Origin of the sequence: Streptomyces sp. LN549 (assembly GCF_043203805.1) — a bacterium.
Lineage (GTDB): Bacteria > Actinomycetota > Actinomycetes > Streptomycetales > Streptomycetaceae > Streptomyces.
Window position 1 is genome coordinate 7861122 of the sequence record NZ_JAZHRI010000002.1, and the last position, 17457, is coordinate 7878578.

Below are 17457 nucleotides of genomic sequence, written 5' to 3' on the forward strand. Positions count from 1 at the left end.
TGGCGAACAGCCGGAAGCGCCCTGATGCGGGTGATCGTGGTGTGGGGGGTCTCGACGCTCACCATGCTGGCGCTCGCCGGGATTCTGCCGGACTTCCAGCTCCAGTCGGACGACGGCGACAGCGTGACCAAGACCGCGTTCACCGCGGCCTGGGGCGCGGGCGCCTTCGGTCTGCTCTCGGCGCTGGTCTGGCCGCTGCTCGTACGGGCCCTGCTCATCGTGCCGGCCCTCGTCCTCGGGATGCTGGTCTTCTTCCTGAACGGCTCGCTGCTGCTGATCGCGCTGCGGCTCATCCCGGACGGGCGCGGTGCCGCCGCCCCTGAGACGGCCGTCGTCGTCGCGGCCGTGATGTCCGCCGTCGCCTCCGCGACGTCCACCGCCCTCGCCGTCCGTGACGACAACGCCTACCGCCGCCGGCTCTCGCGCCTGGCCGAACGGCGCCGCCGTCGCAGCGGCACCAGCGGTGAGGGCGGCGACGGGCCGCCCGGCACCGTCTTCATCCAGCTCGACGGAGTCGGACACGACGTACTCGCGCAGGCCGCAGCCGACGGACTCATGCCGACCGTCGCGCACTGGCTCGCCGACACCGAGGGCCACCGGCTCACCCCGTGGCGCACCGACTGGTCCAGCCAGACCGGCGCCAGCCAGCTCGGCATCCTGCACGGCAGCAACCACGACATCCCCGCCTTCCGCTGGTACGAGAAGGAGACCGGCGACGTCATGATCTCCAGCAGACCGGCCAGCGCTCTCGAACTGCAGCGCCGCGCCATCGTGCGCACCCACGACGGCGGACTGCTCACCCTCGACGGGGCCAGCCGCGGCAACCTCTTCAGCGGCGGCGCCGACCAGCTCGCCCTCGTCCTGTCGATGGCCGCCCGGCGGGGCAAGGGGCGGCGCTCCAGAGCCGGATACTTCGCCTACTTCTCCGACCCGGCCAACGCCGTCCGTACCGCGCTCTCGTTCGTCGCCGAGGTCGGCCGCGAGATCGGACAGTCGACGCGCGCCAGGTTCCGCAAGGAGACGCCCCGGATCAAGCGCGGCGGCCTCTACCCCTTCATCCGGGCCTTCGCGACCGTCGTCGAACGGGATGTGGTGGTCGCCGCCGTCATAGGAGACATGTTCGCCGGACGGACCGCGGTCTACGCCGACCTCGTCGCGTACGACGAGGTGGCCCACCACTCGGGGCCGCGCAGCCGGGACGCCGAGAAGGTCCTCGCCAGGCTGGACCGCTCGCTCGCCCTGATCGTCAAGGTCGCCGAACACACACCACGCGGCTACCGCGTCGTGCTCCTGTCCGACCACGGACAGAGCCCGGGGGAGACCTTCGCCGGGACGTACGGGCTGACGCTCAAGGACCTGGTCCGGGCGGGCAGCGGACTTCCGGTGCCGCGCAGGGCCCAGCGCACCCGGAGCGGATCCGAGGCACGGGACGCGGTCCGGATCGCGCTCCACCGGCCGGTCGCCGAGGGCCAGGAGAAGCAGGTGGCGAAAGCCTCCGACCCGGTCGTCCTCGCTTCAGGCAACCTCGGCCTGATCTCCTTCCCCGACATCGAGGGCCGCGCCTCGCGGGAGCAGCTCGACCGCCGCCACCCAGCCCTGCTCGGCACGCTCGCCAACCACCCCGGCATCGGATTCCTGCTCGTCCGCAGCGAGCAGCACGGATCGGTGGTGCTGGGGCGCGGCGGCGCCCGGATCCCCGTGGCGGAACTGAAGGACGGCCAGGGCCCGCTGGCCCCCTTCGGCCCGGGCGCGGCCGACGCGGTCCGGCGCACCGACACGTTCCCGCACGTAGCGGATGTGATGGTCAACTCGATGTACGACCCCGAGACCGGCACCGTGCACGCCTTCGAGGAACAGATCGGATCGCACGGCGGCCTGGGCGGCGAGCAGTCCCGGCCGTTCCTGCTGTGGCCGCGCGGAATGGCGGACCCGCTGGACGCGGCCACCCCCGAGGGCGGGCAGCGGGCGGCCGAACTGGTCGGTGCGGAGGCGGTGCACCGGGTCCTGAGGCGCTGGCTGCGCGACGTCGCGGGACCGCAGGTGCCGGTGCGGCGGGAGGACGGCCCCGGCACCCGGACGGAGCGGCTACCCGGCACGGGGGAGGGGGACGGGGCCGGGAACGTCCTCCCCGGCGTTCCCCGCCCTCCCGACAGGGAGACGGACGCGGGCAGCGGCGCGCGGAGCTGACCGCACCGGGGAGCGCCCCGGTCAGGCCGACCGCCGCCGGACCAGCGTGGGATGGAAGATCACGGACGGCGCCGGCACGCCGGGCTTGCCGATCTGCTTCAGCAGCAGCCGGGCCATCTCCGCGGACATCTCCTCCACCGGCTGCCGGACCGTCGTCAGCGGCGGATCGCAGGCCAGGGCCGCGCTGCTGTCGTCGAACCCGACGATGGCGACGTCCCCCGGAACGTCCTTGCCGGCCCGCAGCAGCACCGGGACGGCGCCCAGGGCCATCAGGTCCGACGCGATGAACACCGCGTCCAGGTCCGGACGGTCCGCGAGCAGCCGCCGCATCGCCGCCGCCCCGCCCGCATGAGTGAAGTCGCCCTCGGCGGCGGCGACGTCCTGGATGCCCTGCGCGGCGAGCGCGTCCACGAAGCCCGTGAGGCGGGCCTGACCGGCCGGCATGTCCTGCGGACCCGTCACGGTGCCGATCCGGCGGCGGCCCAGCGAGACCAGGTGGTCGGCGGCCAGCTGGGCCCCGGCCCGCTGGTCCGCCTCGACGTAGGTGATCGGTATCGGCCGTCGGGGCTGTCCGGCGAGCACGGCGGGCAGCCGGGTGTCGTGCAGCAGTCCGGGGAGCGGATCGTCCGCGTGCGACGAGATCAGCACCACCCCGTCCACATGCCCGTGGCGCAGGTATGACAGCAGCTGGTCGCGGGACTCCTGATCGTCGGCCAGCATCAGCACCAGCTGGATGCCCGCCGGCCGCAGGACCTCGAGAAGTCCTCCTGCCACCCGGCCGAAGTGCGGATCGGAGAACATCCGGCCGACGAAGGGCTCGGACACGGTGCGCCGTTCCTGTTCCGACACGACGAGCGCGATCGAGTCGGTGCGCCGCGTCACCAGCGAGCGGGCCGCACGGTTGGGCACGTATCCGGTGGCGTCCACCGCCTCCTCGACCATCCGCCGCAGCGCCGGGTCCACAGTGGTCGCCCCGTTGATCACCCGGGACACCGTCGCCCGGGACACCCCGGCCACTCCGGCGACATCCTCCAACGTGGCGGGACGGGCGGGCAGCGGTGCGTCGGCAGTCATGCAGTCTTTATACCGGGTGGTACGAGCGGGGCCGAAACGGCCGTCGGGGCCTTGGGCGTACGGGGGCGGAGGCGTCCGCCGGTGCGTTACGACAGGCCTGCGAGCCGGTCGAGTTCGGCCCGGCGGGCCGACACCAGGGCGGCGGCGAGCCGTCTGGCGTCCGGGCGGGTGCCGGCCTTCGTCTCGGAGCGCGACACCTGTGCGGACTGGCGCAGATGGTCGCGGATCTGCGCCACGAGGAAGCGGTCGAAGGCCCCGCCCTCGACGGTTCGGGCCCGTTCGAGGTCGTGCTCCGTCACCATCCCCGGCATGTCGTGCCCCTCGTGCACATTGGTGTCCGGCAGTCCCATTCGGGCCAGCAGCGGTCGCAGCCGGGTGAGTTCGCCGTTCTGGGCGGTCCGCAGGGCGGCAGCCCAGCTCCGTATCCGGGGATCACCCGCCCGTTGTCCGGCGAGCGAGAGCAGCGCCACGGCCTGCGCGTTCATCGGGGTCATCAGCTGGACCCAGGCGGCATCCGTCGGATCGGCCGGGACGGAGAGCGGGGGAGCGGAGGCGGAGGGAGCGGGTGCGGACGGGCGCGGAGCGTCCGCCGGATGCGCGCAGCCGGCCAGAAGGAGCAGCAGGGACAGCGCAGCGGTGGTGCGGGCCGCCTTCATCACGAGGTCCTCGGGAAAGGGCCCGTCCGGGACGTGTGGCCCCGGACGGGCATCGGACGGGTGGTGGACGGTCAGGGGGTGCCGTCGGCACCGCACTTCACGATGGCGTTGATGCAGTCGCGGACGCGCTGTGCCATCTCGGCCTCGGGCCACACGTTGAAGAAGTCGCCGTGCATCGTGTAGCCCCGACCGGACGCGAGTCGCAAGCGAGCCGGGTCACCGTTGACGGGATACCGCAGCACCTGGCGCAGTTTGGGAACCGGCACCGGGTGGGTCGAGGGGCATTCACCGCCGACCGGGTAGGCCATGTGACTCTTGTGGTCGGCCGAATCGAGGTCCCGGCCGTTCCAGCACTGCGGGAAGTCCAGGTAGGACTCCAGCATCGCGTCCGCCGGGCAGTTCACGAAGTCGTGGGACGGGTTGACCTCCCCGTGGTGCAGGCAGGACCAGCGCGAGATCGTGTTGTCGTCGGGACCGGTCGCCTTGGCGTTCCCCGCGACGATCCGCAGTCCGCGGGGAAAGGGCTGGATCCGCTGGATGATGTCGTCCCGGACGCCCTCGCCCAGGTAGTAGAACGTGGTGCCGGTGGGTTCGACCTCCGTGTCGCCGTCGTACAGGGTCGGCACCCAGTACGACGACAGGTCCGTGTCGGGGGCGCAACTGGTCCTGGCCTTCTCCAGCGAGGCGAGGTCGGAGTTGCCGTTCGTCGAGTCGTTGCCGAAGAAGCTGTGCATGTGCGAGGCCCCGGGCAGCCCCGGGAAGACGATCGGGTCGTCGGGCGCCCGGTGGGTGTACGGGCACTCGGCGAGGAACTCGGCGACCCGGACGACGTCCGCGGCGGCCTTGGGGGCAGGTGCGGCTCCGGCGCCCGTGTCCGGCCCGGCGGACGCGCTGCCGGTGGTCGCCTGGAGGAAGGACAGGGCGAGCGCGGCGGCGACGAGTGCCGCCGTGCGGTGATGCCGGGACGGAAGGGTTCTGCGGCGGCTGTCCTCGCCGGTGCGTCGATGACGGAAGAAGAGCACGGCACTCCTGTTCGGGGGAAGTGGGGGATTCCTGGACCATGAGAGAGAGCGCTCTCTCGATGGAACGTAGGAGTGCGCCCAAGGCATGTCAATAGAGTGCGTGTAGCTGCAATTCCCTTCTGAGTGAACCTAGTTGGCGTTCCCTTGTGGCGGGAGAGCGCTCTCTTGGGTGAGGTTTCGACGGATGGTGCCGCATAGGGGACGGACGGTGGTCCGCGGCCGCCCGAAGCGGCCCCCGGAGCTCATGACCAGGGCGTTGTCAGTGGTGGACGGCAGGATAGGGGCATGACGAACTCAGCTGTTGTGCTCGCCGATACCGCCGCCTACGCCGCCGCGGTCGAAGAAGCGTCGCAGGCCGCCGCCGCGTACTACGCCACGGGCGAGAGCACGCTCGACGACGATGCGTACGACCGGCTGGCACGCGGGATCGCCGCATACGAGCAGGACCACCCGCAGGACGTGCTGGCCGAGTCGCCGACCGGCAAGGTGGCCGGAGGCGTGGCCGTCGGAGACGTACCGCACACGGTCCCGATGCTCTCCCTGGACAACGTCTTCTCGGCCGAGCAGTTCACCACCTGGACGGCCTCGCTGGAGCGCCGGATCGGCCGCCCGGTCACCGCCTGGAGCGTCGAGCCGAAGCTCGACGGCCTCGCCGTCGCGGCCCGTTACCGCGCCGGAAGGCTGGAGCAGCTGATCACCCGTGGCGACGGCACCGCGGGCGAGGACGTGTCGCATGCGATCGGCACCGTCGTCGGACTGCCCCGGCAGCTCACCGAGGCGGTCACGATCGAGATGCGCGGCGAGATCCTGATGACGGCCGAGCAGTTCGAGCAGGCCAACACGCTCCGCACCGAGCACGGCGGCGCGCCCTTCGCCAACGCACGCAACGGCGCGGCGGGCACCCTGCGCGCCAAGGACCGCCCCTACACGGTGGAGATGACGTTCTTCGCGTACGGCGTGGTCGCGCTGACCGAACCGGGCGAGCTCGCCGCCACGCCGGCCGAGCTGCCCCACAGCGAGACCCTCGGCTATGCGGCGGGGCTCGGCGTCCACACGGCGGCGGACACGGCGGTGGCGCCGCGCACCGTCACCACCGTCGAGGACGCCCAGGCGCGGATCGAGGAAGTCGCCTCGCTGCGCGCCTCGTTGCCCTTCGGTATCGACGGCATCGTCATCAAGGCGGACCTTGCCGCCGACCAGCGTGACGCGGGCTCCGGCACCCGGGCGCCTCGCTGGGCCATCGCGTACAAACTGCCGGCCGTGGAGAAGGTCACCCGTCTGCTCGGCGTCGAGTGGAACGTGGGCCGTACCGGCATCATCGCGCCGCGCGCAGTGCTGGAGCCGGTCGAGATCGACGGATCGACCGTCAGCTTCGCCACCCTCCACAACCCGGCCGACATCACCCGCCGCGATCTGCGGATCGGCGACCACGTGATGGTCTACAAGGCGGGCGACATCATTCCCCGCATCGAGGCCCCCGTCGCCCACCTGCGGACCGGAGAGGAGCAGCCGGTCGTCTTCCCCGAGGTGTGCCCGCAGTGCGGTTCCGAGATCGACACCAGCGAACAGCGCTGGCGCTGTGTCAGGGGCCGTGACTGCCGCCTGGTGGCTTCCATCTCGTACGCGGCGGGGCGCGACCAGCTCGACATCGAGGGACTCGGCGCGACCCGGGTCGTCCAGCTCGTCGACGCCGGACTGGTCACGGACTTCGCCGATCTGTTCACCCTGGAGCGCGAGCAGCTGCTCGCCCTGGAGCGGATGGGCGAGACCAGCACCGACAATCTGCTGGTCGCGATCGACGCGGCGCGCGCGCAGCCGCTCTCCAGGGTGTTCTGCGCCCTGGGGGTGCGGGGCACCGGGCGCTCCATGTCCCGGCGGATCGCCCGCTACTTCGCGGACATGGACCGGATCAGAGCTGCCGACGTGGAGACGCTCCAGCGGGTCGACGGCATCGGCAAGGAGAAGGCCGCCGGCGTGGTCGCGGAGCTGGTGGAGCTCGCCCCGCTCATCGAGAAGCTGGTCGCCGCCGGGGTCACCATGACCGAGCCGGGCGCGACCCCGCCACCGGAGCCGGGCGAGGAGGGCGACGCGGCGGCGGACGGCGAGGGCGTGGACGGGCGGCCGCTGGACGGGATGACCGTGGTGGTCACCGGAGCGATGACGGGGGCCCTGGAGAAGCTCTCGCGCAATCAGATGAACGAGCTGATCGAGCGCGCCGGCGGAAAGTCCTCCTCCAGCGTCTCCAAGCGCACCACGCTCCTGGTGGCCGGCGAGAAGGCCGGCTCCAAGCGAGCCAAGGCGGAGGACCTGGGTGTGCGGATCGCCGACCCGGAGGAGTTCGCGGAGCTGATCGCGGAGTTCCTGCCGTCCGAGGTGTGACCGTGCGGCCGCCGGACGCGGAGGAATGTCCGGCGGCCGCACGCCCGGCGACCACGCGCCCGTACGCCCGCCGACCACGCGCCCGGGGTGCCCGCGTGGTGCGGCGGAACCGCTCATGCCCGGCGCCACGTCCCCTGCGCCACCGCGTCCTTCGATTTGGTGCGGGAGTGGCTTTCTTTGCCTCCCTATTGCATAGTGAGGGTTCGGCCATGCCTCGCTATCAGCGGGTCAATGGGTGTGCGAACGGCCGCAGTAGCTGGCCGGGGGTGAGGGGCGATGCGTTCTTTGCGCGACGGACAGCGACACGCTCGCTCCGTTCACCGGCAGCACCGGCAGCATCCGCGGCACCGCGAAGTCACCCGCGGGCTCGCGATCGACCTCGGCAGCTCCCGGACCCGCGCCTGGATCCCCGGACAGGGCATCGTCGCGGACACCGGATCCGACCCCGCCGGTGAGTACGGACACGGCGGCCGTCCGGTCCGGCGCGGACGCATCGTCGACACGGAGTCCTGCGGCCGGATGCTCGGCCGGATCGCCGACACGGCCCTGGGCGCCGACCGCAGCGACACGGTGATCGTCCTCAGCCACCCCGTCCTCGCCGGATCCGGACACCGCGCCGCCGCCCGGGACATCCTCACCTCGCTCGGCCCGTCGAGCATCATCGTCCTCGACAGCGCCAGGGCCGCTGCCGCCTGTGCCGGACCGCAGGACGGCGGCCCGCTCCTCGTCGTCGACATCGGCGCCGAGCTGACCGAGGCCACCCTCCTCGTCGACGGAAGGGTCCGCGACGCGCGCCTGGCAGAGACCGGGACCAGCGACCTGGAACCAGGTGAGGCTCCCACCACCGTCGTCCGCGCCGTCCTGGACATGGTCATGGGGATGTGGCACCAGGACCGGCACGGCGCGCTGCTCGGAGCCCTGCGCAGGGGCCCGTTGCTCGCCGGAGGCGGTGCGCTGCGCCCGGACATCACCCACCGGATCGCGGTCCGCCTCGGCGCCCCCGTCCGGCTCACGGACGATCCGGCGACCACGGTCGTGCGCGGTGCCGGGCTGATCCTCAGCACCGTGCTCCGTCACGCCTCCGCCGCACCCGCCCTGCCCGGTCGATCCGGGTGACCCCCCTCCCGGGGCCGCCCCGGGGGAACGCGCCTCCCGGGAGCCGGCCGGACGGCCCGGCGCACCCCGGACGCACAGCGGCGGCACGGCAGTTCCTTGCCGCGCTGCTCCTGGCCGTCCTCGCCGTGGCGGGCGGCGCACCCGCAGCCGCCGGGGCCGGAATCCCCACCCGCTCGTCCGCCGGTCCGGCGCCCACCGCCGAGGGTCCGGACGGAAGCCGGCCGTCCGCCACCTACACCGACCGCTCCCTCCGCACGGACCGCACCGTGCGGACCCACCCGGCAGGCCGGGCGCCGGGCGGCCGCGACACCCGGCCCACCCCTGGCCGCACCGGCGCGGTCACCGCCGCCGGCATCCACCGCCCCGGACCGGCGACGGCACCCCAGCCGTGGGCCGCCGCAGAGCATCCCCGTACCCCGCAACACCTGCCACCGCCCGGTCCCGGCTCCCTTCCACCGCTCCCGCCCGGGATCCCGCCCCCGCACCCCGCTCCCGGGTCCGCACCCGCCGCACCCGCCAACTCCGCCGACCGTTCCCGCGCTGCGCTCCCCGGCGTGCGCGGGCCTCCGAGGGCCGCCGTTCACCGGCCCGGGGACCCGTCACGGGTCCCGACCCCCAACACCGGCGTGCCGTTCCCGCCGTCCTAGCGCCCTTCAGGGCGCTGGACGGCGTCCGGCCGCCCCCTCGGAGGAAACACGCATGACCCGCGCCACCACGGTGCGGGCGGTTCTGGCTGCGGCCGTACTGCTCGTCTCCGTGCTCATCACGCTGACCATGTCCCCCAGACTCGGCCTCGATCTCCAGGGCGGCACCCGCATGGTGCTGCAGGCCAAGGACTCCGACACCGCCAAGGCCGACCGGGAGAGCACCGACCGCACGCTGGAGGTCCTGCGCAAGCGCATCGACTCGCTCGGCGTCACGGAGCCGACCCTGACCCGCTCCGGTGAGGACCGGATCATCGTCGAACTCCCGGACGTCCAGGACCCGCGCAAGGCCGCCGACGTCATCGGCAGGACCGCCCAGCTGACCTTCCACGACGTACAGGGCCCCGGCACACCGGGCGGCGAAGGGCTGACGCTCCCCGACGAACAGGGCCGCACCCTTGCCCTCGGCCCCGCCGCGCTCTCGGGCGCGGGCGTCAAGGAGGCATCCGCCGCGTTCGACGCCCAGCAGGGCGCCGGCTGGAGCGTCTCCCTCGACTTCCACAAGGACGCCGGCCGGGACTGGACCCGGCTGACCGGTGAGGCGGCCTGCCATCCGGTCCAGGACGAGCGGCGTCGCGTCGCCATCGTCCTCGACAAACAGGTGATCTCCTCGCCGCAGGTCTCCCCGACCGTCGCCTGCAACACCGGCCTGCCCTCCGGATCTACCCGGATCACCGGCTCCTTCAGCGCGGACGAGGCCCGCGAACTCGCCCTGCTGATCCAGGGCGGAGCGCTGCCCGTGCCCGTCGAGATCGTCGAGCAGCGGACGGTCGGCCCGACGCTCGGCGCCGCCGCCATCGACGCCAGTGCCCGCGCGGCGATCATCGGCGCCGCGGCCACGGCGCTGTTCATCACCGTCGTCTACCGGCTCTTCGGCGCACTCGCCGCCGTGGCTCTCGGCGCCTACGGAGTCATCTCGTACGCCGCGCTGGTCGCACTCGGCGTCACGCTCACGCTGCCCGGACTCGCCGGGTTCGTCCTGGCCATCGGGATGGCGGTCGACGCGAACGTGCTGGTCTTCGAACGGGCTAGAGAAGAACATGCACTCCGCCCGGGCAAGTCCCTGCGCACGTCGCTCACCGCGGGCTTCCGGCACGCCTGGAGTGCAGTAGCGGACTCCAACGTCACGACGCTCATCGCGGCCGGCCTGCTCTTCTTCCTCGGCTCGGGCCCGGTCAAGGGCTTCGGCGTCACGCTCGGCATCGGCGTCCTCGCGTCGATGTTCTCCGCGCTCGTCATCGCCCGCGCCCTTACGGAGACGGCGGCCCGATCCCGGTTCGTCAGTGACTACCGGGGTGTCAACGGCATCGCGAGCCCCGGCCGGGTACGGACCTGGATCGCCCGCCGCGATCCGCAGCTGATGCGCTCCCCCCGGCGCTGGCTGCTGATCTCCACCGTCCTCATCGCGGTCGCCGTTGCGGGCATCCTGGTGCGTGGCGTCAACCTGGGCGTCGAGTTCACCGGTGGCCGGCTCGTCGAGTACGCCACCAGCCGTCCCGTCGACGTGGAAAGTGCGCGCACCGCGCTGGCCAGTGCGGGCTTCGGTGACGCCGAGGTCACCACGGCCGGTGCCGGCGACATCTCGGTGCGGACCGGGAACCTGGACAACGACGGTGAACACGCACTGCGCGCCGCCCTCGCCGCGGAGGGCGGCGAGACCACGAAGGTCCGCGACGAACTCATCGGCCCCAGCCTGGGCGACGAACTGCGGCGCAACGCCCTGATCGCCCTCGCCATCGCCGTGCTCGTCCAACTGGGCTATCTGGCGATCCGGTTCCGCTGGACGTTCGCCGTGGCCTCCGTCGGGGCGCTCGTCCACGACGTGATCATCCTGGTCGGAGCCTTCGCCTGGCTGGGCCGCACCGTCGACGGCATCTTCCTGGCGGCGCTCCTCACCGTCATCGGGTACTCCGTCAACGACTCGGTCGTGGTCTTCGACCGGGTCAGGGAACTGTGGGCGAAGGCCCGCAGACAACCCCTGGCGGATGTGGCGAACAGGGCCGTCCTGCAGACCGTCCCCAGAACCGTCAACACCGGTATGGGTGCCCTGTTCATCCTCATCGCGCTGGCGGTGCTGGGCGGCGACTCCCTCGCGGACTTCGCCCTCGCCCTGCTGATCGGCATCGTCGTCGGGACGTACTCCTCGGTCATGACCGCCGTACCCGCCGCCCTACTCCTGGAGCGCAGCAGCAAGGCCCCGCCGCCCGCCCGCGCCCCGCGCAGGAAGTCCGGGGCCGGGCAGCGGGACCCGCTCGACAACGGGGCGCGCGTGTAGCCCGCTTCCTCCACCGACGCGGCCATGTGCCGGTCCGTCGCCCCTGCGCCGTTCGAGCGGCACCGGGGCGACGCGCGTCGGGCAGGGCATTCGGCAGGTGCGACGACGGCACAATCCGGTTCCCCACCCCGTGATCCGGAGCGTGCCCATGCCCGTACCCATGCCCATGCCCGTAGTGCTGCGTGAGGCATGGACCACCCTCGTACCGGACATGGACGACCGGCACGGACCGCTGCCGCCACTGATGCTCGCCCTGACCGTCGTCACCGGACTGGTCGACGCCGTCAGCTATCTGGAACTGGGCCAGGTCTTCGTCGCGAACATGACCGGCAACGTGGTCTTCGCCGGGTTCGCGTTCGCCGGAGCCCCGGGGTTCTCCCTCGCCGCCTCGTTCGTCGCCCTCGGCGGGTTCGTGGCCGGGGCGGTGACCGGAGGACGGATCGTCCACCGCTCCCACGTCCACCGCGGCCGCATGCTGCTGCACGCCCTGTGTGCGGAAACGGTGTGCGTCCTGGCCGCCCTGATCGTCACCCTCGTCTCGGGCAGCCCGTACGCCGGCGGCGTGCGCTTCACCCTCATCGCGCTGCTCGCCCTGGGCCTCGGCATGCAGAACGCCGTCGCGCGGGCGCTCGCCGTCCCCGATCTCAAGACGACCGTGCTGACCCTGACCATCACCGGCATCGCCTCCGACGGCCGACTGGCCGGGGGGCCCGGCAGCAAGGCCGGCCGCCGGGTCCTCTCGGCCGCCGCCATGCTGGCCGGAGCCCTCGTCGGGGCCGTGGCCGTCCTGCACGGTCATCCGATCCTGCCGCTCGTGCTGGCCGTCGTGATCCTCGCCGTGGTGTGCCTGGCCGCGCAGGTCCTGGCCAGGGCGGAAGCCCCGTGGGCCCGGCCCGTCGTCAACAAATGAGCGACCTCAGATACGCGGCGGTCGCCGCGTCGGCGGGCAGTAGCGTCTCGATGGCCAGTTCCGCGACCGTCACGTCCATCGGGGTGTTGAACGTCGCGATGGAGGCGACGAAGGAGAGCAGCTGCCCCCCGTGCTCGATCACCAGGGGCAGGGCGAACGGAACCGAGGAAGAGGGCGCGTCCCGGTCCGCATCGCCCTGCGCCTCCGCCGGTACGGGATAGTCCGCGACCTCCTCGTACAGCGCACGCAGCTCCGCCGAACGGACCAGGGCGATCTGACGCTCCATCTGGGCCAGCAGATCGGCCCGCCACTCCCGCAGATTGCGGATCCGCGGAGCCAGCCCCTCCGGGTGCAGGGTGAGCCGCATCGCGTTCAGCGGCGGGGTGAGCAGATGCTCCGCCACCCCGTCCAGCATTCGGGTCATGCCCTGATTGGCCGCCACCACGGTGTACAGGCCGTCGACGACGAACGCCGGATACGGGTCGTAACCCTGGAGCAGCCGGTCCATGCCTTCGCGCAGTGCGCCCATCGTGGGGTCGTCGAGCGCCGTCTCCGTGTAGCGCGGGGCGTAACCGGCCACCACCAGCAGGGCGTTGCGTTCCCGCACCGGCACGTCCAGATGGCCGGCCAGCCGCAGGACCATCTCCTCGCTGGGGCGGGAACGGCCTGTTTCGATGAAGGAGATGTGCCGGGCCGAAGAGTCGGCCCGCAGCGCCAGCTCCAGCTGGCTGATGCGGCGACGCTCCCGCCAGCTGCGCAGCAGCGGCCCTACCCCCGTGTCAAGCGCGACAGTTGTCATACCGAGACCGTAACGTCACCGGCATCATCGACCAGCAAGGCCCTAGCGAGGGAGCCACCGCATGCCTGCCGCACCGCTGCCCCATGACGAGATCGAGAACCGGCTGCGCGAACTGCCCGGCTGGACTCTGGAAGGGGACCGGATCACCCGCACCTACCGCCTCCCGTCGCATTTCGCCGCCGCCGGTCTCACCGTGCACGTCGCCCAGATCCAGGACGAGCTGAACCACCACTCCGATCTCACACTCGGCTACAACACCGTCGCACTGTCCGTGAACTCCCATGACGCGGGCGGAAAGGTCACCGAGAAGGACCTGGGCCTGGCCGCCAGGGTCGAGGCCGTCGCCCCGGGACACGGCGCGGAGTAGCCGGGGCTCAGCGGAGACCGGACGGCGTTTCAGGGCGCGGCGCCGAAGCGCGGATGCGCGGCGAGCCAGCGTGTGTAGGTGTCGCTGCGCTCCACCGCCTGGGCGTACGCCGCCCGGGTGTGCCCGCTCACCGCTCCGGCCGCCGCGGACGCGGCCTCCGAGCGGGGGTGCCAGCCCAGCAGATGGCGCCAGCTCAGCGGCGAGCCGGTCACCGGACGGGTCACCACACCCGGCGTCGGCGGGAACGTCGCCCGGCACAGGCCGACCGCCCGCCCCACCTGCACCAGATGGACGACCGACGCGGTGTCCGTCTCGTACACCGACACCGGGCTGAAGCCGGCCCGCGCACAGGCGGCCACGAAGCAGTCCGCGAAACAGCCGTCGCCGGGCACATCCGCCCAGCACTCGTCCGCCAGCGCGGAGAGCTCCAGCTCCGCCTCCCCGGCCAGCGGATGGCCTTCCGGCAGCATCACGAAGACCGGATCGATCCCGATGACCTGCCATTCCAACCGGTCGGCGACCGGTGGCGGACTCTCGCCACACGCCCCGATGAGAACGAAGTCGAGCCTGCCGTCTACCAGTTGGGATGCCAGCTCCGCCACTGACCATGAGGTGTACGTGGACACCGGCGCCGCCGGGTGCGCCGCGGCCAGCCGGTCGACGAGCCCGCCGAGCAGCGGGCCGTGCGTGCCGCCCAGCCGGAACCGCTCCATGGCCCCCCGCGCGTTGGCGAACCGCACGGCCTCCTCCTGGAGCTCAGTGACGGCCGGCAGTACCACCCGCGCCCGCTCCAGCACCAGTTCGCCCAGGAGGGTCGGCCGCGCACCTGTGTGGTCCCGGTCGAACAACGGGCCGCCCAGCGCCTTCTCGATCCGCCGCAGTTGTGCGCTCAGGGCCGGCTGGGCAAGTCCGAGAGAGGCGGCCGCCTTGGTGAGGCTTCCGGTGTCAGCGATGGCACGTACGGTTCTCAGATGGCGCAACTCCAGCTCCATAACGGCAAGTTATGGCCCAGGTGGCCCGCTGGCAATTGGTTCCGGGTGCTTCAGCGGTCAGGACTCGCCGGTCGAGGCGGTCGGCGCACCGGACGGTCTCGTGGCGCGCGGCTCCGTCCGGCAGGCGATGTGATCAGCTCCGGACGGGCGACCGGTGCGCTACTTGGCCGGCCTGGCCAAGTAGCGCACTCAGGCTTCCGCACCGCGCACGTGGCCTACCGCATGGCGACGTAATCCCCGGTCGACGACTTCGCCCCGGAGGTGGAGTTCCCGTAGTACGTCCACCGCCATGTCCCCGGCCCGGTGGCCTTCACCGCGGTCTTGAGCGCCCCCGTTGCGCTCGACGTCGCCTTCTTGACCGTCGTGTACGAGGAGGCGCCCGCCGACTTGAACTGCAGGCTGACCGTGCGGCCCGCGTACCCCTGGTACGTGTGGGTGCCCCAGTTCGCCCGTGTGACCCGCCCGGTCACGGTGATCGTCCTCCCCTTCGTGACCGGCTCCGGCGAGGCGTTGACAGTGACGTGTGTGGCCCGCTTGACCTGCAACGGGAGGTCCTTGTCGTCAGTGTCGTAGGCGTCGCCGGCGAGAAAGACCCGAGCAGCGGTTCGCCAGGTGCCGGCGTCCTCGTTCCCGAAGTCATGGTTCCGCGGGTCGATGTACAGCCATTCCTTGAAGTCGCAGATTCCTTTCGCCCTGTCCACGACCTTGCAGTCGCTGGTGTCGATGAAGCTGTGCAGGGTGTCCCCGGTATCGGGCTTCCCCCGGTAGGCGAACACCGACGGCCCGAAGTCGTATCTGAGTCTGGTCGTCATCCGGAAGGCCGCACGCGCCACGACCTCCTCCGCGGGGCGGCAACGATTTGATCACCACGGCAGCACCCGGGTCCGGTTCCCGGGGACGGGCCCCTGCGACTTCACGGAGATCCGGCCATCGCACTCTCAGACGGAGCTGCGGGCCTCTTCGTAGTCCGGCTCCGGAATCGGACCCTTCTTCTTTTCGACAGCAGGCAAGGTGATCAGCAGCACAACTGCTCCGAGGAGTGCGATGACCGCGATCCAGCCCGCGCCGACGTGCATAGCATGGATAAACGCATTGTCAGCGGCCTGAGCAAGAGTGGGCCGGTGGATGACGTTGGCGACGTGGCGGGCCTGTTCGGCGGAAACTCGCGCCTGATCCTGCACCGGACCGGGTGCACCCTCCAGCGAAGGTTCGATGGCACGTCGGTACGTGATCGACATGATCGTGCCGCCTACCGCGATTCCGATCACACTGCCGGTCTGTCGCACGGTGTTGGTCACGGCCGACCCTGCACCGGCCTGTTCCAACGGCAGGTTGCTGATCAGTGCGGCCGTGACGGGGCCGATCACCATGCCGATCGCGAGACCCTGCATCAACAACAGGATCTCGATCCAGACGAGTGGGGTTCGGAGTCCGAGGAACCCGTACCCGCCCATGGTCAGCGCAGCCACGGTCAGCGCCGGTACGGTGACGAGCCTTAGCGACAGGCGGCGAACCAGGCGCGAGGCGAGGGGCGCCCCCGCGAGCGCGCCCAATGCGGTCGGGATATTGGCCAAACCTGCCTTCGTCGGCGAAAATCCGAGCGCGCCTTGCAGGTAGAACGCGTTGTAGAAGGTGATGGCGGCCACAGCGAAAAGCAGCAGTCCGAGCGCCAGATTGCCGCCACCGAATGTGCGTTGCGCGAGCAGTCGCGGATCAAAGCTGGGCACCTTGGCACGCAGTTCGACGAGTACGAAAACGGCCAGCAGAACCAGACCGACAACGATCGGCGTCCAGACGTCGGTACGACTCCACGCAGCCACTTGCCCCGCCCGGATCAGCCCGTAGGCCAACGCTACGAGCCCACCGATCGACAGCAACATTCCAGCGGGGGCCAGTGGCCGCCGACTGGGGCTGCGGAAATTCGGAACCAGTACGGCGAGCCCGACCAACGCCAATACTGCGACCGGGACATTGATCAGAAATACCGAGCCCCACCAGAAATGATCGAGCAGGAACCCCGCCAGTACCGGGCCGGCAGCCATTCCTACACCGGCCGACGTCGAGAAAATGCCGATCGCGGCAGCCCGCGCGGGGCCGGTAAAGGTCCACATAAGAATGGCCAACATGGCGGGCGTGATCAGCGCGCTGCCTACCCCCATCGCAGCTCGAGCTGCAATCAACTGGCCCGCATCGCTTGCGTACGCCGCCCACAGCGAGGACCCGGCGAAGATCACCAACCCGCCGGAAAACACAGTCCGGTGACCAAAGCGATCGCCCAATGTGCCTGCAGTGAACATCAACGTGGCGAAGGCCAGAGTGTACGAACCGGTCGCCCATTGCAGTTGACCGGGATTGGCCCCCAGTCCACGGACCGGGTCTGAAAGGGTCTCCAGTGTTGTACTCAGGACGGTATTGTCCAGCCAAATCAGCAGCGAACACAGCATAAGAACGGCAAGAATCAACTGCTGCCTGAACTTCGGCAACGTTGGAGGCGTGGTCATGAACACCTTCGGATGTCGATCGGCGGGAACCTGAACGACTGGACCATAAGCAAACTCTGCGACGCCGTCAAGCTTAGAATTTCTTGTCAATACTGTTGCGACTGGATGGGCAATATGCCCTCTGATGGATTTGCGGACCGAATGATTCTGTGCCCTCTGGTGATTTGCGAGTTGCAGGAATTCGTGACTTCCGGAGGGTTGCGACTGGGCGGATTTCATGCCCTCCGGTGAGCTGTCGCACCGCGTCCTGCGACGTCAGCTCGGTGCCCGAAGCAGTCCCACGATGCCGGGGGCTCGGCGGATCAGGTACTCGGGCATGCCACCCGTGGCCAGCACATCATTCGTCCTGCTCGCTCACGCGTTTGGTGAACTGGCCGCAGTGGGGCGACCGTGTGCCGGGGCGTCGCAGGCCGAGGCCCCGCTATTTGTCGCCGGCGACGACGGCGTGTGCGGCGTCGCCGACTGCCGAGGTAGG

13 protein-coding genes and 1 pseudogene are annotated in these 17457 nt (G+C 71.0%); 7 read left to right on the forward strand and 7 right to left on the reverse strand.

Going from position 1 to position 17457, the window contains the following annotated elements:
* Window positions 1-24 precede the first annotated feature (24 nt).
* Window positions 25-2187, forward strand: a complete 2163-nt coding sequence (locus tag SH922_RS35000; protein WP_393063778.1) for an alkaline phosphatase family protein — start codon at window positions 25-27, stop codon at window positions 2185-2187.
* 21 nt (window positions 2188-2208) lie between these two features.
* Here the strand turns inward: SH922_RS35000 and SH922_RS35005 are convergent, their stop codons facing one another.
* The 3 genes from SH922_RS35005 to SH922_RS35015 all read right to left on the reverse strand — a co-directional run bounded on the left by SH922_RS35005 (window position 2209) and on the right by SH922_RS35015 (window position 4939).
* Entirely contained in the window at window positions 2209-3261 is a 1053-nt protein-coding gene (locus SH922_RS35005; protein ID WP_393062567.1) for a LacI family DNA-binding transcriptional regulator, read from the reverse strand.
* An 86-nt stretch (window positions 3262-3347) separates the two neighbouring features.
* Complete coding sequence (locus SH922_RS35010) at window positions 3348-3917, reverse strand: DUF305 domain-containing protein (protein WP_393062568.1); 570 nt, start codon at window positions 3915-3917, stop codon at window positions 3348-3350.
* 71 nt (window positions 3918-3988) lie between these two features.
* A complete protein-coding gene (locus SH922_RS35015) occupies window positions 3989-4939 on the reverse strand; it encodes a DUF1996 domain-containing protein (protein WP_393062569.1) in 951 nt (316 codons plus the stop codon).
* 285 nt (window positions 4940-5224) lie between these two features.
* Here SH922_RS35015 and ligA point away from each other — a divergent pair, with 285 nt between their 5' ends.
* The 5 genes from ligA to SH922_RS35040 all read left to right on the forward strand — a co-directional run bounded on the left by ligA (window position 5225) and on the right by SH922_RS35040 (window position 12323).
* Window positions 5225-7318, forward strand: coding sequence for an NAD-dependent DNA ligase LigA (gene ligA / locus SH922_RS35020; RefSeq protein ID WP_393062570.1), 2094 nt, complete (start codon window positions 5225-5227; stop codon window positions 7316-7318).
* 276 nt (window positions 7319-7594) lie between these two features.
* A complete protein-coding gene (locus SH922_RS35025; RefSeq protein WP_393062571.1) occupies window positions 7595-8434 on the forward strand; it encodes a rod shape-determining protein in 840 nt (279 codons plus the stop codon).
* Complete coding sequence (locus SH922_RS35030) at window positions 8431-9081, forward strand: hypothetical protein (RefSeq protein ID WP_393062572.1); 651 nt, start codon at window positions 8431-8433, stop codon at window positions 9079-9081. The genes SH922_RS35025 and SH922_RS35030 overlap by 4 nt, the downstream gene beginning before the upstream one ends.
* Window positions 9082-9133: 52 nt before the next feature.
* Complete coding sequence (gene secD / locus SH922_RS35035) at window positions 9134-11413, forward strand: protein translocase subunit SecD (protein ID WP_393062573.1); 2280 nt, start codon at window positions 9134-9136, stop codon at window positions 11411-11413.
* Between the two features lie 166 nt (window positions 11414-11579).
* Window positions 11580-12323 (forward strand): YoaK family protein, encoded by a 744-nt coding sequence (locus SH922_RS35040; protein ID WP_393063779.1) that lies wholly within the window; start codon window positions 11580-11582, stop codon window positions 12321-12323.
* On the opposite strand, the gene SH922_RS35045 is transcribed toward SH922_RS35040, so the two are convergent.
* Window positions 12313-13122 (reverse strand): helix-turn-helix domain-containing protein, encoded by an 810-nt coding sequence (locus tag SH922_RS35045; RefSeq protein WP_393062574.1) that lies wholly within the window; start codon window positions 13120-13122, stop codon window positions 12313-12315. The two genes, SH922_RS35040 and SH922_RS35045, sit on opposite strands and share 11 nt — an antisense overlap.
* A gap of 61 nt (window positions 13123-13183) precedes the next feature.
* Here SH922_RS35045 and SH922_RS35050 point away from each other — a divergent pair, with 61 nt between their 5' ends.
* Window positions 13184-13489, forward strand: a complete 306-nt coding sequence (locus tag SH922_RS35050) for a 4a-hydroxytetrahydrobiopterin dehydratase (RefSeq protein WP_393062575.1) — start codon at window positions 13184-13186, stop codon at window positions 13487-13489.
* A gap of 29 nt (window positions 13490-13518) precedes the next feature.
* Here SH922_RS35050 and SH922_RS35055 read toward each other — a convergent pair whose 3' ends face one another.
* From SH922_RS35055 to SH922_RS35065, 3 genes and pseudogenes are all read right to left on the reverse strand, one after another.
* Complete coding sequence (locus tag SH922_RS35055; RefSeq protein WP_393062576.1) at window positions 13519-14481, reverse strand: LysR family transcriptional regulator; 963 nt, start codon at window positions 14479-14481, stop codon at window positions 13519-13521.
* A gap of 215 nt (window positions 14482-14696) precedes the next feature.
* Window positions 14697-15302, reverse strand: a pseudogene (locus SH922_RS35060) (hypothetical protein); the annotation flags it as partial.
* A 117-nt stretch (window positions 15303-15419) separates the two neighbouring features.
* On the reverse strand, window positions 15420-16982 hold the full coding sequence (locus tag SH922_RS35065; protein WP_393062577.1) for an MFS transporter: 1563 nt from the start codon (window positions 16980-16982) through the stop codon (window positions 15420-15422).
* Window positions 16983-17457 lie beyond the last annotated feature (475 nt).